Below are 14,648 nucleotides of genomic sequence, written 5' to 3'. Positions count from 1 at the left end.
CGCCGAGCGCGTCCGGGAGCCCCTCCCGTACGGCGGCCTCCCGCGCGGTACGGGCCGGGCGGTACGGAGCGAGCGCGGCCCGCGCCTCGGCCGGGATGCGGGACCCGACGGAGCCGAGACGAGCCGCGACGTCGCGGTGCGGGCCCCCGCTCGTGAGCTGGCGATGCGACGCGGGGGCGGCCTCACCGGCCGCCACGGCCCGCCGCGTACGGGCCAGTTCGGCCTGCCACGCGGCCGTGTCGTCGGGGTCGGCGGCCGGGGTCGGGTCGGTGTGCCGGTTGAGGCGGTCGCGACGGTGCGCGCGCCAGGCGCGGGCGATGTCCACGGGCAGCGGCGGGTACGGCGAGGCGAGCACCTGCGCGCGCACCGTCTCGCGGACGTCCCAGCCCTGGCCGGTGGTGAAGGGTATGTCGTGCAGCAGCTCATGCCACTGGGCGAGCTGGTCGCGGGTCTCACCCGGGTCCGTGCGGATGGTGCGGGGGTCGAGGCGGCCGAGGTAGGCGAGGACTGCGGCGATCTCGTTGCGTTCCATGGTGGCGTTCACTCCGTTCCTGTCGGTTCGGCGAGGGCGTCGAGGAGGGCTTGCAGGTGGGCATCGGCTCGGGTCATGCCGGTGGCGGGCCGTGCGCCACCGAGGGCCGGGGTGGGCTGCGGCGGGGCGGGGGTGTGTTCTCGGGCGATCCACGCGCGCCAGTCGGCAGCCCAGGCGGCGGCCGGGCGGGGCGTGCTGGTCGACCGGTAGGCGCGCCATTTGTCGTCGGCGGCGCGCAGCCCCGCCTCACCGAGGCGGGCGAGGTGCCCGGCCCGGCGGGACCACTCCCGGGAGGCGGCGTCGGTCTCCCACTGGGCAGCCGGGATCGGGGCGGGACTGCTGCTGTACCTACCGTTCACCTTCGGTTCACTACGGTTCTGGGGGTCGGAAACCGCACCCCCAGCGGGCCGGAATCCGGTCCCTGCGGGGGCCGTTATCCGTGCCCCCGGGTCGCGATCCGATCCCTCGACCGGTTCGTGTTCCGGGCCGGTGGAGGGCGGGGCCGATTCCCTGGACCCCGACGGCTGGTCGGGTCCGGTCGCGGCCAGCGGCAGGCGGTAGTACGTCTCGCCGCGCGGCCCCTTGCGCCCCGCGATCTGCTCCAACTCACCGGCGGCGATGAGCTTCGCGAGGGCTTCGCGCACGGCCGTACGGGAGGCGTTGGCGCGCTTCATGAGGCTCGGCACGGACGCGTACGCGACGCACCGGCCGTCGCAGCAGCGGTCGGCGATCAGGGCGAGGACCAGGCGGGCGGTCCCCTTGCTGGTGCTGTGCTCCCACACCCACTCGCGGGCGTCGTGGCTCATCGGGGCGGCTCCTTCGGCAGGGCAGGCAGGCGCGGCGGCCCGCGTACGGGCTCGCGCGAAGATCAGAGGGTGGGGGCGGCATCGCCCAAGGGGTGGGCGGCGGCTACGTATCCGCAGACCAGAGGGCTGTCAGCACCCGGCGTCCCGGGCCCCACACCAACACAGCCACACACGCGCGCGAAGATCCACTACTACGCCGAGAAACCCCACAGCTCACGGCGAACAGGTCTCGGCACCATGGCTGACGTGCCGTAACGCAGCTCGCCGAAGTGCTCTGGCCCGTCCGTGCGTCGGAGGCTGGCTTGCACACAGGAGGCCGCGCACCGAGGCGCGGACGGTCCGAGGCCGCATCAGGCAGCACGGACGTAGTCGGCGGTGGAGAGAAGGGCAGCTAGGCGCGCCGCGCTGCGCGGGCTCATCGTCGTCGTGAACCCGGCGCAGACGCGTTGGAGTGCCGCGTCCCGATCGGACCGCATTGAGGAGCTATCAGAAGACGCCGCAGAGGGGGCGGACGGCCAATTCCCGGCAGGAGGGCGGGAGTGGCAAGGGGGCATGGAGTTCCTCCGAACGCGTTGAGTCGCCATCCGCTGGTGCGCGTACGCAGGCCAACGGGCGGGCTGGGCGACTAATGGTCCGGAGAAACGCCGGTTTGGCTAAGCGGCGATTGTGGTCTATATTCCGCCGCCGCATGCGGCGTTGCAGAGACAGGTGATGCGGGGACATTCCCCTCACGCGCCATCTTCACCGACCTGGCGCGCACTACCGGACCATCGTTTTTTGCGAAACCGGAGTCGGCTGGGAAAGCCTCCCGTCCCTCACAGCGTGTTCTGTTCGATGTCGATGCGGTCCCAGTCGAAGACCCCGCTCGGCTTGCTCGACGCGTCGATGACCACGCCGGAAAAGAGGAAACGGAGCACAGCGTTGCGTCGCTCGTCCGTCATCCCCTCGGCTTCCCAGGCTGCCTTCGCGCCGGGCCCCGTCATCCCCTCCAGCAACTTCACCGGACGGACCACCAGCCTCCGCTGGGCCTTGGCGATCCGGTCGGTGATCTCCTTGCGCATCACCCGGTACTCGGCGGTGCTCACCTCCTTCGCGGCCCACATGTGGTTGAGCTCCGCGAGCTGGCGCTGGTCCGCTTCGACAGCCTCCGTACTGGCGTTGGTCGGTGTGGTGGCGGAGGCAAGCTGACCGGAGACGGTGAGCCGGGAGAGCAGGTCGATCGCGGCCTCCGTGACGAACTCCTCCAGCTTCACGGCGGCGATGCGGCGGACGCACTTCTTGTCGTCGTTGCGGCTCTTGCGAGTGCACTGGTAGGAGGGAACAGCTCCGACCTTGGTGCCTGACATGAGCGTGCCGCAGCGCTTGCACATCACCAATCCGCGCAGCAGGTAGAAGCGCCGCAGCTCCAGGTTGGTCTGGTGGATCGCCGACCGGTATTCGCGACGGGCGCGGGCCTCGGCCCAGGTGCCGGCGTCGATGATGGCGGGCCACTTCCCGGGACCGGCCTCCTCGCCCTGGTGCATGCGGATGGCCGCGACGTGGCGGGAGTCGAGCAGGGCCCGGACGGTGCCCTGGGTCCACTCCTTGCCGTACACCGTCTTGATTCCGCGCTTGTGGAGGACGAGGGCGATGGCGACAGGGCTCTGGCCCCTGAGGTAGCGGTCGAAGACCTCGCGGACGATCTCGGCCTCGTCGTCCTTGATGGTCATGCCGTCGGCCTCGTAGCCGTACCGCCGCTTTCCCGAGTGGGGCATTCCCGCCTCCGCCCGTTCGGCCAGCGCCGACTTGAGGCGGCGGGAGGTGTCGTCGGAGGAGCGGCAGGCGTGGGCGATCTCGATGCGGAGGATGAAGCGGTCGTCCGGGTCGGACAGGTTCCGGCGGTTGGCCTCGCCGTGGAGCACGATCTCGTGGTCGTCGGAAACCTGGAGCAGTTCTTCCAGGTCGCGCGGCTGCCGCATGAGCCGGTCGGGGTGGTACGCGATGATGTGCCGGAACTCGCGGTGCCGGGCGCGTTCGAGGAGCTGGTCCCAGCCGGGTCGCTTGCGATTGCGGCGCCAGGCGGAGCGGCTGTTGTCGACGAAGACGTGGGACGGATCGATGGCGAGTCCGCGCCGCTCGGCGATCTCCCGGCAGATGCGTTCCTGCCGGTCGACGCCGGTCTGGTCGTCATCGTCGGCCTGGGATATTCGGCAGTACAGGGCGGCCGGTTCACCTGGGGTGATGGTCGGTTCTCGGTGCTTGGGGCGGGTCATGGGACCGATGGTATGAACACGGATTGGGCTCTCCCAACTTCCGGCACCCCGTCACGCTCGCGAAGGAGCTGATCTCGCTCGACGATGTCTCCGGCGGGCGGGTCACGCTCGGGATCGGGGCCGGGGGTGACGGCTTCGACGCGACGGTGCTCGGGCAGGAGAAGTGGACGCCGAGGGAGCGTGCCGATCGGCTCGCCGAGTTCGTGCCGCTGCTCGACCGGCTGCTCACCGAGGACGCGGTGACGCAGGAGGGCACCTTCTACTCGGCCGTCGAGGCGCGGAACATTCCCGGCTGCGTGCAGCGGCCCCGGCTGCCCTTCGCCGTCGCCGCGACGGGACCGCGCGGGCTCCGGCTCGCGGCGCGGTACGGGCAGGCGTGGGTGACGACGGGCGACCCCAAGCTGTACGAGGCGGGCACGCCCGCCGAGTCGGACGCGGCGCTGCGCGGCCAGATCGCGAAGCTCGGCACGGCGTGCGAGGCCATCGGGCGGAACGTCGCCGAGCTGGACAAGATCCTCCTCACCGCCTTCACGCCGGACCGCTCCACGATGCTCACCTCGCTCGACGCCTTCGTCGACTTCGCCGGCCGCCAGCGCGAGGCCGGATTCACCGAGCTGGTGCTCCACTGGCCGATCGCCGACTCCGACTTCGCCGCTGACCAGTCGGTCTTCGAACGCATCGCGACGGAGGGGCTGGCCCAGCTGGGGTGAGCGGCCGGGTCCTTGCGGGCGCCGTAGCCCGGCGGCGAAGGCTGCGGGGGGCTCCGCGCGGCCGTCGTGCTCTGCGGGACGTGCACGGCCGGCACCCTCGGACGGTACGCAAGCGCTCCAGGCATCCGCGCCCCACTGCCCCTCCCCTTTTCGGCCGATCTTTCGTGGCCTGAAGGCAGTTCGAGGAGCGCCGCCTGCCGCGATGCCGGGAGCCGTGGGGCGTGGAGAGGCAACGGCCTGGCAGTGGCGGCTTGACCGGCGGTGGGTGTGCTGGTCGGGAGCGGCCGTGCGGGGCGGGGGCCGAGCGCGGTGGGGCTCGTGACTGCCGGTCCGGGGGGCGGCCGGAAGGCGCGCGGGCGGGTACGGGGGAGCGGGGTGGCGGGTGGAGGGGCGCGTACGGGCCGTACGCCCCCTGCCTCCTCGGCACCCGCTGACCGGAAAGCGGCGTCTGTCCAGGACAGAGGGTTTGGCCGGGGGCCGCCCGGGGGCGCGGGGCTGGTTGCGCTCTTAGGGGGCGCGAATGGCTCATCTGTGCGGGAAGTCGCACGCCCGTGCTGGCATATGCGCCACAATGCCGAAGTGACCTCAGCGACCTCTCCGACCGCAGGGCCTGCGGCCGTCCAGCCCGGTACGAACCGTCCGTCCCGGTCTTCGCAGTCCGGTGCCCGCGCGAAGGGTGAGCCCTCGGCGTCAGCCATGCGTGCGATCACCGGCCCGGAGTCGGCCCACGAGCCGCCCGCCGGGGGCGAAGGGCCTCCGAGCTGCGCGAACGGGCAGGCCGGCGCCGCTGAGGAGTCGGCTGTCGAGAGGGCCGCCGTCACTGCCCGGTTGCGGCTCGCCGGCGGCTCCCCTCATCCCGCGCCGCCCTCGGTCTCCGCCCGCGCCTGGCCGGAGATCCCGCCGGGACGCAGGCCCCGCCTGATCGCGACGGACCTCGACGGGACCCTGCTGCGCGAGGACAAGACGGTCTCCCCGCGCACGCTCGCCGCCCTCGCCGCGGCGGAACGCGCGGGCGTCACCGTCTTCTTCGTCACCGGACGGCCTGCCCGCTGGATGGACGTGGTCGCCGGGCACGTGGACGGCCACGGCCTCGCCATCTGCGGCAACGGCGCGGCGGTCGTCGATCTGCGCACCCCCGACAGGGAGCGCGGCGTGCCCTACCGCTTTGTACGGGTCCGCCCCCTCCCCTCCGCCACGGTGCTCGACGTGGCCGAGCGCCTGCGACGTGCGGCGCCGGGGACGCAGTACGCGATCGAGCGCACGGGCGGCATCCACCACGAGCCGGGCTACCCGCCCCTCCACCTCGACCCCGCCTCGGGCATCGCCCCGATCACGAAGCTCCTCGGGCTCGACTCGGGGCCCTTGCCCGAGCCGGAGGAGTCCGAGCCCGTGCTCAAGCTCCTCGCGCACCACCCCGAACTCGCCCCCGACGCCTTCCTCCGGCTCGCCAGGGACACGGTCGGCGACCTCGTCGCCGTCACCCGCTCCAGCCCGACGGCTCTCCTGGAGATCAGTGCGCGTGAGGTGTCCAAGGCGAGCACGCTCGCGCAGTGCTGCGCGGAACGCGGCATCGCTCCCGAGGACGTCATCGCCTTCGGGGACATGCCCAACGACATCGAGATGCTGACGTGGGCCGGGCGTTCCTGGGCGATGGGCAACGCCCACCCCGAGGTCCGTCTCGCCGCCTCCGCCGTCACGCATCCCAACACGGAGGACGGCGTCGCCGCGGTCATCGAGCGGCTGCTGGCCTGAGCCGCCCGTCGCGTCGCCGAGCGGCCCGTACGTCGTCTGAGCGGCCAGGACCGTGGTCGGCGGGCGCCGCCCCGCCGACGGGCGCCCCCGCACCCCGGCCCTACCCCACCGGCACCCCGTGCTCCCGCAGCCACGGCAGCGGCGAGACGGCCGAGCCGTAATCCGGGGTCAGGCGGACCTCGAAGTGCACGTGGGGGCCCGTCGAGTTCCCCGTCGTGCCGGACTGGGCGATCCACTGCCCCGTCCGCACGGTCTCGCCCTGGTCCACAGCGACCGAGGAAAGGTGCGCGTACTGCGTGTAGTAGCCGCCGGGGTGCTGAAGCACCACCTCGATCCCGAACGGCCCGCCGCAAGAGACCCGCACGACCCGGCCTCCGCCCACGGCCCGGACCGGCGTTCCGATGCCCACGGCGAAGTCCTGCCCCGTATGACCGCGCGACCAGTGGCTTCCCGAGCCGCCGAAGCCCGCTGACAGAACGAAGTGCTGCACCGGCGTCACCCACGGCCCCTTGGGGTAGTCGGAGGCCGCCTGCGCCATCCGGGTCGCGCCCCGGCAGCGCCCCGCGAGCACCGCGCTCTCGCCCTGCGCCTGGAGCCGCGCCTGCGCGCTCTTGAGCTTCGTGTCGAGCTGCTGCTTCAGCGAGGCCAGGTGCGCCGTGCGCGCCTCCACTGCCTTACGGCTCGCGCGCACCTTCCGCTCCGCCTTCGTGAGGGCGCTCTCGGCGCGGGCCGAACGCTGCACGAGGTGGGTCACCGCGCGATCGGCGTTGCTCGCGAGTCCCACGTTCTCCATCAGCGTCTCGGGGTCGTCCGAGAAGAGCAGGTTGGCGGTGAGCGAGAGACCGTCGTCATGGCCCCGGTACTGCGCTCGCGCGAGACGCCCGACGTCCTTGCGGAACAGCCGCAGACGTCCGCGTTCCTTCGCGAGCCGCGCCTCCAGCATCCGCGATGTCGCTCGCTGGGCCTCGACGGCCTTCCGGCCCTCCTCGTACTTCGCGGTCGTCTCGGCCGCCTCACGGTAGAGAACCGCGACCTCGGCACTCGGCGTCGCGGGCCCGTCGTTCTCGGAGTGGTCCGCCCCCGCCGCAGGACCGGTCAGCCCGAGGGCGCCGAGGAGCAGAAGGCACAGGGCCGAGGCCACGAGAGTGCCGCGCGAGGGTGCGGTGGTTCCAGTGCGGAGTGCCATGCCCCGGATCGTGGGCGCCCCGAGGAGCGTCCGCCTCCGCAGCGCGTACACCCGGGGGACCCACTGAGCCGTACGGAGGACGCAGCGGTCCTGACGATGTTTCACGTGAAACATCCCCAAAGTCCCATGGCGCATGTTTCACGTGAAACATGCGGTGCGCCGACCGATCGACCGTCCGATGTTCCACGTGAAACATCGAACCCAGCCGGACGCACTCGGATGTTTCACGTGAAACATCGCCCATCGCCCGGACGCACCCGATGTTTCACGTGAAACATCGTCATGCCCGCCCATGCGCCGCGCCTTCCCCCTCACGCCCGTCCTCAGCGCGCGGCAGCCACCGCGTCGCGTACCACCACCTCGTCGTCCTCCGCCGGAGCCGACCCCGCCGGCGTCTCGCCCGCCGCACCGCGCAGCGCGTCCGTCGCCTGCTCCTGGCGCCACATGCGGCGGAGCGGGCCCGGGGCGCTGAGCAGCGCGCTCATGTCGCCGCGCTGCACGACGCGGCCCTCGTCGAGGACGACGACCTCGTCCACCGCGCCCGCGAGCCCCGCCAGGCGGTGGGTGATGAGGAGCGTCGTACGGCCCTCGGTCGCGGCGAGCAGGTCGCGGGTGAGCGCGTCCGCCGTCTCCAGGTCGAGGTGTTCGGCCGGCTCGTCGAGCACGAGGACGGGGAAGTCGGCGAGGAGGGCGCGCGCGAGCGCGAGCCGCTGGCGCTGACCGCCCGAGAGCCGCGCCCCGTGCTCGCCGACGAGCGTGCCGAGCCCGTGCGGCAGCGTGTCCACCCAGTCCAGGAGCCGCGCGCGCGACAGCGCCGTCCGCAACTCGGCCTCGGTGGCGTCCTTGCGCGCGAGGAGCAGGTTCTCGCGTACGGAACTGTCGAAGACGTGCGCGTCCTGGGCGCACAGGCCCACGACCTCGCGCACCGCGTCCCCGTGGAGCGCCGTGGCGGGCGTGTCCCCGACGCGGTACGTGCCGCTCTCCGCGTCGAGGAAGCGGAGCAGAACGTGCGCGAGCGTCGTCTTGCCCGCGCCCGAAGCGCCGACGACGGCGATCCGCCGCCCCGCGTCGAGCGTCAGGTCCACGCCGTCGAGCGCGGGCCGCGCCGCGCCCGGGTGGCGCGCCACGAGTCCTTCGAGCCGCAGCGGGAAGGGCGAGGCGGGCGCCTCGGCGGGCCGCTCGGGTTCCCGTACAGGCGCGGGCGCGTCCAGGACCTCGTACACCCGCTCCGCGCTGCGCCGCACGCGCTGCCGCTGCCGTACCGCGAGCGGCAGGCCGAGCACCGCCTCGAAGGCGGCGAGCGGGGTGAGGACGACGACGGCGAGGGCCACCCCGGAGAGGCGCCCGTCCACGACGGCGCTCGCACCGCACGCCGCCGCGCCCGCGACGGTGAGACCGGTGATGAACGCCATGAGCCCGTCGCCGAGCGCGGTGAACGCGGACGCGCGGGCCGCGATCCCGGTCAGCTCGGCGTCCGCTGCCCCCGCGGCCCGCAGGCGGGCGGGCATCGCGCCGGCGACGGTCAGTTCACCTGTCCCTGTGAGGAGTTCGGTGACGCGCGTGGCGAGGACACCGCGCGCGGGGGCGAGGCGCCGCTCGGTGCTGCGGGCGCGCCGTGCGGTGAGCCACGGGACGCCGACCCCGGCGAGCAGCAGCCCGGCGGCGAGCACCGCGCCCGCCTCGGGGAGCAGCCACGCCGTGAAGCCGACCGCGCCCGCGCTCACGAGGAACGCGGCACCCGCGGGCAGCAACCAGCGCAGCCAGTAGTCCTGGAAGGCGTCCACGTCGGCGACGAGCCGCGAGAGCAGGTCGCCGCGCCTGCGGTCGCGCAGCCCGGCGGGGGAGAGGCGGGCGAGCCCGCGGAAGACGGCGACACGCGTGTCCGCGAGCATCCGCAGCACCGCCTCGTGCGAGACGAGGCGCTCGGCGTACCGGAAGACGGACCGCCCGATGCCGAAGGCGCGCGTCGCGGTGACGGCCACCATGAGGTAGAGCACGGGCGGCTCCTGCGAGGCACGCGAGATGAGCCACCCGGACGTCGCCATGAGCCCCACGGCCGAGGCGAGGGCGAGTGCCCCGAGCAGCAGCGCGAGCGCGAGCCGCCGCCGGTGCGCGCTGCCGAGGCCCCGCACCCGGGCGAGGGGAGCGAGCACCGTACGCGCCCCGGACTCCCCCGGTCCGGCAATCTTCCTGGGTTCCGCGGCGACGGGCCCGGCGACCTCGGTGGACGGCGCCACGGGCCCGGCAGCGAGAGGAGCGGCCGCGGCACCGGCGGCAGCGCGGACAGCACCCGCGGCCACCGCGTCCCTGGCGGCCTCGATGCGCACCACCCGGTCCGCGACCGCGAGCAGGGCGGGCCGGTGGACGACCAGGAGGACCGTGCGGCCGGCCGCGAGGCGCCCGACGGCCTCGACGATGCCCGCTTCGGTGGCGCCGTCGAGCGCCGCGGTCGGCTCGTCGAGGAGGAGGACGGGCCGGTCGGCCAGGAAGGCACGGGCGAGCGCGAGGCGCTGCCGCTGCCCCGCCGAGAGTCCCGCGCCGTCCTCGCCGAGCACCGTCCGCACACCGTCCGGCAGTTCCCGTACGAACTCCCACGCCCCCGCGTCGCGCAGTGCGCGGACGACCTCGGCCTCGGTGGCCGCGGGACGGGCCAGGAGGACGTTCTCGGCGAGCGTGCCCGCGAAGAGCGCGGGGCGCTGCGGGACCCAGGCGATCCGCGCGTGCCACCGGGCGGGGTCGATCTCCGCGAGATCCGTACCGCCCACGGTGACACGGCCCGCGGCGGGGCGGGCGAAGCCCAGGACGGCCTGGAGCAGCGTCGACTTGCCCGCGCCGCTCGGCCCCACGAGCGCGACGGTCTCGCCAGGACGGACCCGCAGCGAGACGCGGTCGAGAGCGGGCGCGGTGCGGCCGGGATAGCGGACGGTGAGGTCCTCGATCCGCAGTTCGCCCTCCGGCACCTCCGCCTCGCCCGCCGTGCGCTCCTCGGTCTCCAGGACCTCGAAGACCTCCTCCGCGGCGGCGAGTCCCTCGGCCGCAGCGTGGTACTGCGTGCCGACCTGGCGCAACGGGAGGTACGCCTCGGGCGCCAGGACCAGTACGACGAGTGCCACGTACAGATCCATGTCGCCGTGGACGAGCCGCATGCCGATCGTCACGGCGACGAGCGCGACGGAGAGCGTCGAGAGGAGTTCGAGCGCGAAGGAGGAGAGGAAGGCGATGCGCAGCGTGCGCATCGTGGCGCGGCGGTACTCGCCCGTGATGCGGCGGATCGACTCGGCCTGCGCCTTGGCGCGGCCGAAGACCTTGAGCGTCGGCAGCCCCTCGACGACGTCGAGGAAGTGCCCGGACAGCCGCGAGAGCAGCCGCCACTGGCGGGCCATCCGCTTCTGCGTCGCCCAGCCGATGAGGATCATGAAGACCGGGATGAGCGGGATCGTGATGACGATGATCGCCGCCGAGACCCAGTCCTCCGTGACGATCCGCGCGAGCACGGCGAGGGGGACGACGACCGCGAGACCCAACTGCGGGAGGTAGCGGGAGAAGTAGTCGTCGAGCGCATCGACGCCGCGCGTCGCGAGGTTCACGAGCGAACCGGTGCGGCGCCCTTCGAGCCAGCCGGGGCCCAGGGCCGCCGCCTTCTTCAGGACGCGCTGCCGCAGCTCGGACTTGACCGCCGCGCTCGCGCGGTGGGCCGCCGTCTCGGTGAGCCAGGAGACGAGCCCGCGCCCGCCCGCGACAGCCACGAGCAGCAGCAGCGGTCGCAGCAGCTCGCCCGCGTCCTTGCCGTGCTGGAAGGCGCCCACGACGACCTCGGCGATGAGCATCGCCTGCGCGACCACCAACAGGGCGCCGAGTACACCGAGTCCGACGACGGCCACCAGGAAGAAACGGGTGGCGCGGGCGTACCGCAGGAGTCGGGGATCTACAGGTTTCACGTGAAACATCCTTCCGCGAGCGAGGCGGATGGGGCGGGGGCGGCGACGGGTGACGGCTCGCGGGGGAGCGGCGTCGGCTTCGTAAGGTGCGGGGTCCGCCGGGTCGCCATCCGGCGGACCCCGCACCGTTCAGGGCGCGCCCCGGTCTCCGTGTGGCCGGTGCGCGCCCGGTCTCAGTGCGCCCGGGCGATGTGCTGCGTCCCGATGCGCTTGCGGAAGACCCAGTACGTCCAGCCCTGGTAGAGCATGACGAGCGGGGTCGCGATGGCCGCGCACCACGTCATGATCCTGAGCGTGTACGGGCTGGACGAGGCGTTCGAGACGGTGAGGCTCCAGTCGCCGTTGAGCGACGAGGGCATGACCGCCGGGAACAGGGTCAGGAAGAACATCGCGATCGTGACGGCGATCGTCACGCCTGACAGGGCGAAGGCCCAGCCCTCGCGTCCGCGCAGGGTGGCGAGGAGCGCGAGCACGAGCGCGAGCACCGCGACGACAAGGGCGACGAGGCTCTTCCCGTTGCCGCTGTCCGCCTGGGTCCACAGGAGGAACCCGAGCGCGAGCACGGCGGTGACGAGCCCGAGCCGCAGCGCCAGGGCGCGGGCCCGCAACCGGATGTCACCGGCGGTCTTGAGCCCGGTGAACACCGTGCCGTGGAAGGTGAAGAGGCTCAGGGTGACGAGCCCGCCGAGCAGCGCGTAGGGGTTGAGGAGGTCGCCGAGAGTGCCGACGTACTCCAGATCGCGGTCGATCTTCACCCCGCGCACGATGTTCGCGAAGGCGACGCCCCAGAGGAAGGCGGGCAGCAGGGAGCACCAGAAGATGGCGTGTTCCCAGTTGCGTTGCCAGCGCTCCTCGTCCCGCTTGTGGCGGTACTCGAAGGCGACGCCGCGCACGATGAGGCACAGCAGGATGAGCAGAAGCGGCAGGTAGAAGCCGGAGAAGAGCGTCGCGTACCACTCGGGGAAGGCGGCGAAGGTGGCGCCGCCCGCGGCGAGCAGCCAGACCTCGTTGCCGTCCCAGACCGGGCCGATGGTGTTGATCAGGACGCGCCTCTCGGTGCGGTCCCTGGCCAGCAGCTTCGTCAGGACGCCGACGCCGAAGTCGAAGCCCTCCAGGAAGAAGTAGCCGGTCCACAGGACGGCGATCAGCACGAACCAGAGGTCGTGGAGTTCCATGGTCGTTTCCCTCCTTCGGGCTCAGTAGGAGAAGGCCATCGGCCGGTCGGCGTCGTCATCGTCGTCGTCACGCACGTCCTCGCGGTCGGCGTCGCGCGCCTCTCCGGGCGCGCTCTCGGCGGCGCCGTCGTTCCCTCCCGGACGGGCCGGGCCGGGCCGCCCTCCGATGCGCGTCGGCGGATGCAGGTCGGCCTCGGTGAGTTCGGGCGGTCCCGCCTTCGCGTACTTGACCATCAGCTTGGACTCGATGACGGCGAGCACTCCGTACAGGAGCGTGAACGCGCTCAGCGAGATGATCACCTCGGCCTGCGAGACGCCGGGCGATACCGCGTCGGCCGTCTTGAAGAGCCCGTAGACGGCCCAGGGCTGACGGCCCGTCTCGGTGAAGATCCATCCGGCCGAGTTCGACAGGAGCGGGAAGCACATCGTGGCGAGCGCGGCGAGCCAGAAGATCTTCGTGAAGCGCGGACTGAGCACCTTGTCCCGCCAGAGCACGAGGTGCGGGATCTCGTCCTCGGCGACGCGCAGGTGGTGCGGCAGCATGAACTTCTTCCTGGTCAGCCACAGGCCGGCGAGGCCGAGGGCGAAGGAGGTCATGCCGAAGCCAATCATCAGGCGGAAGCCCCAGAAGGCGACCGGGATGTTCGGCTTGTAGTCGCCGGGGCCGAACTTCTGCTGCTCGGCCTTGTTGGTGTCGTTGATGCCGGGGACGTGCGAGGTGAAGTTGTTGTCGGAGAGGAAGGAGAGGATGCCGGGTATCTCGATGGCGACGCTGTTGTGCCCCTTCTCGACGTTGCCGTAGGCGAAGATCGAGAACGGTGCGGCGTCCTGGCCCTCCCACAGCGCCTCCGCCGCCGCCATCTTCATGGGCTGCTGCTTGAACATGACCTTGCCGAGCGAGTCCCCGCTGATCGCGGTGAGCAGACCGGCGACGACGAGCGTGACGAGACCGAGCCGCAGCGAGGTCTTCATCGTGGCGATGTGCTGCTTGTCGTGCTTCGCCCGCCGCTTGCGGCCCAGATGCCACGCCGCGATGCCCACGATGAAGGCGCCGCCGGTCAGGAAGGAGGCGGCAAGCGTGTGGAACATCTGGGTGAGGGTCATCTCCTGGGTCAGCACGGCCCAGAAGTCGGTGAGTTCGGCCCGCCCGGTGCCCTTGTTCATGCGGTAGCCGACGGGGTGCTGCATCCAGGAGTTCGCCGCGAGGATGAAGTACGCGGAGAGGATCGTGCCGATCGAGACCAGCCAGATCGTCGCGAGGTGCAGCTTCTTCGGCAGCTTGTCCCAGCCGAAGATCCACAGGCCGATGAAGGTCGACTCGAAGAAGAAGGCGATGAGCGCCTCGAAGGCGAGCGGCGCGCCGAAGACGTCGCCGACGAACCGTGAGTAGTCGGACCAGTTCATCCCGAACTGGAACTCCTGCACGATCCCGGTGACGACCCCCATCGCGATGTTGATCAGGAAGAGCTTCCCCCAGAACTTCGTCGCGCTGAGGTACTTCTCCTTGCCGGTACGGACCCAGGCCGTCTCCAGGCCGGCGGTGAGCGCGGCGAGCGAGATGGTCAGGGGTATGAAAAGGAAGTGGTAGACGGTCGTGATGCCGAACTGCCAACGGGCCAGCGTCTCGGGCGCCAGTGCGAGATCCACGAAATCCTCCTCGCTTCGCTGATCTCTGTGCACGCGGTGGACACCGTGGGCACAGCCAGGTCCCGCCCTCACGGCTCCCGATTGATCCGCATTCGCCCAGGGCAAAGCAGCCCCAACCGGGACGCGCTTGTGAAAGCGTTCACATTCACAAGCATTATGTCCCACGGTCGTTTCATACGAACAGGGGGCCCCTTGGGCGAGAACCCCTCACGGGGTGGTTTTGCGAGGTTTGACCGCTCAACTTTGCCCCGCTTTGCGGCTTTTTGATGGGAATGGCGAGCCCATCAGGCGCCGGAAATGGGGGCTTGTGACGTCTGCTACAGCGGTACGGAGCCCTCCGCTCCCGGCCAGGGGCCGAGGGACCCGGACCGCAGGCATGGGGCCCGGGGCCACTGGACCGGGGGTCGGGCCACTGGCCGGGGTGGGGAGAACCGGCTCGCGTAGGTGCCGTGGTGGCCGGCCGTGGTGGCATACGTACGTGACGAGCCGGGCTCAGCAGCGGGGGCCTGTCGCGGGCGGTGGCGGTGTCGCGGCGGTGGCGGTGTCGCGGACGGGGCGTCGCGGGGCGGGACGGCATCGCGGGTCGAGCGGGTGGGGCGGGGATCGCCGAACGCGCCGGCGTCACCGGAGCGCGCAGGCGTCACGGCGCC

Annotated in this window: 8 protein-coding genes and 1 pseudogene; 2 read left to right on the top strand and 7 right to left on the bottom strand. The window is 72.1% G+C overall.

The window, feature by feature from the left end:
* From G3I42_RS34350 to G3I42_RS34340, 3 genes are all read right to left on the bottom strand, one after another.
* A partial coding sequence (locus tag G3I42_RS34350; RefSeq protein WP_203607708.1) for a hypothetical protein occupies nucleotides 1-532 on the bottom strand: 532 nt, incomplete at its 3' end.
* 8 nt (nucleotides 533-540) lie between these two features.
* Nucleotides 541-1,338, bottom strand: coding sequence for a helix-turn-helix domain-containing protein (locus tag G3I42_RS34345; protein ID WP_164291570.1), 798 nt, complete (start codon nucleotides 1,336-1,338; stop codon nucleotides 541-543).
* A gap of 815 nt (nucleotides 1,339-2,153) precedes the next feature.
* On the bottom strand, nucleotides 2,154-3,590 hold the full coding sequence (locus G3I42_RS34340) for a recombinase family protein (protein ID WP_164291569.1): 1,437 nt from the start codon (nucleotides 3,588-3,590) through the stop codon (nucleotides 2,154-2,156).
* A 29-nt stretch (nucleotides 3,591-3,619) separates the two neighbouring features.
* Here G3I42_RS34340 and G3I42_RS34335 point away from each other — a divergent pair.
* Together G3I42_RS34335 and G3I42_RS34330 are read left to right on the top strand one after the other, a co-directional pair.
* A pseudogene (locus tag G3I42_RS34335) lies at nucleotides 3,620-4,300 on the top strand (LLM class flavin-dependent oxidoreductase); the annotation flags it as partial.
* 828 nt (nucleotides 4,301-5,128) lie between these two features.
* Nucleotides 5,129-6,052, top strand: a complete 924-nt coding sequence (locus tag G3I42_RS34330) for an HAD hydrolase family protein (RefSeq protein WP_164291573.1) — start codon at nucleotides 5,129-5,131, stop codon at nucleotides 6,050-6,052.
* 100 nt (nucleotides 6,053-6,152) lie between these two features.
* On the opposite strand, the gene G3I42_RS34325 is transcribed toward G3I42_RS34330, so the two are convergent.
* From G3I42_RS34325 to G3I42_RS34310, 4 genes are all read right to left on the bottom strand, one after another.
* Nucleotides 6,153-7,238 carry a M23 family metallopeptidase gene (locus tag G3I42_RS34325; RefSeq protein WP_239096874.1) on the bottom strand — a complete coding sequence of 362 codons (1,086 nt, stop codon included), beginning with the start codon at nucleotides 7,236-7,238 and terminating at the stop codon, nucleotides 6,153-6,155.
* Nucleotides 7,239-7,561: 323 nt separating this feature from the next.
* Nucleotides 7,562-11,176 (bottom strand): thiol reductant ABC exporter subunit CydD, encoded by a 3,615-nt coding sequence (cydD, locus tag G3I42_RS34320; protein WP_164291568.1) that lies wholly within the window; start codon nucleotides 11,174-11,176, stop codon nucleotides 7,562-7,564.
* Between the two features lie 173 nt (nucleotides 11,177-11,349).
* Nucleotides 11,350-12,351, bottom strand: a complete 1,002-nt coding sequence (gene cydB / locus G3I42_RS34315) for a cytochrome d ubiquinol oxidase subunit II (protein WP_164291567.1) — start codon at nucleotides 12,349-12,351, stop codon at nucleotides 11,350-11,352.
* 21 nt (nucleotides 12,352-12,372) lie between these two features.
* A complete protein-coding gene (locus G3I42_RS34310) occupies nucleotides 12,373-13,998 on the bottom strand; it encodes a cytochrome ubiquinol oxidase subunit I (protein WP_164291566.1) in 1,626 nt (541 codons plus the stop codon).
* Nucleotides 13,999-14,648 lie beyond the last annotated feature (650 nt).

This window comes from Streptomyces sp. SID11385, from assembly GCF_010548245.1.
Classification (GTDB): domain Bacteria; phylum Actinomycetota; class Actinomycetes; order Streptomycetales; family Streptomycetaceae; genus Streptomyces.
Note: the sequence above shows the minus strand (reverse complement) of the source record. Positions and strands in the feature narration are given on the sequence as shown.

Coding starts and splice junctions, on each gene's coding strand:
- G3I42_RS34345 (WP_164291570.1), bottom strand. CDS start 1,338: ATGAGCCACGACGCCCGCGAGTGGGTGTGGGAGCACAGCACCAGCAAG.
- G3I42_RS34340 (WP_164291569.1), bottom strand. CDS start 3,590: ATGACCCGCCCCAAGCACCGAGAACCGACCATCACCCCAGGTGAACCG.
- G3I42_RS34325 (WP_239096874.1), bottom strand. CDS start 7,238: ATGGCACTCCGCACTGGAACCACCGCACCCTCGCGCGGCACTCTCGTG.
- cydB (WP_164291567.1), bottom strand. CDS start 12,351: ATGGAACTCCACGACCTCTGGTTCGTGCTGATCGCCGTCCTGTGGACC.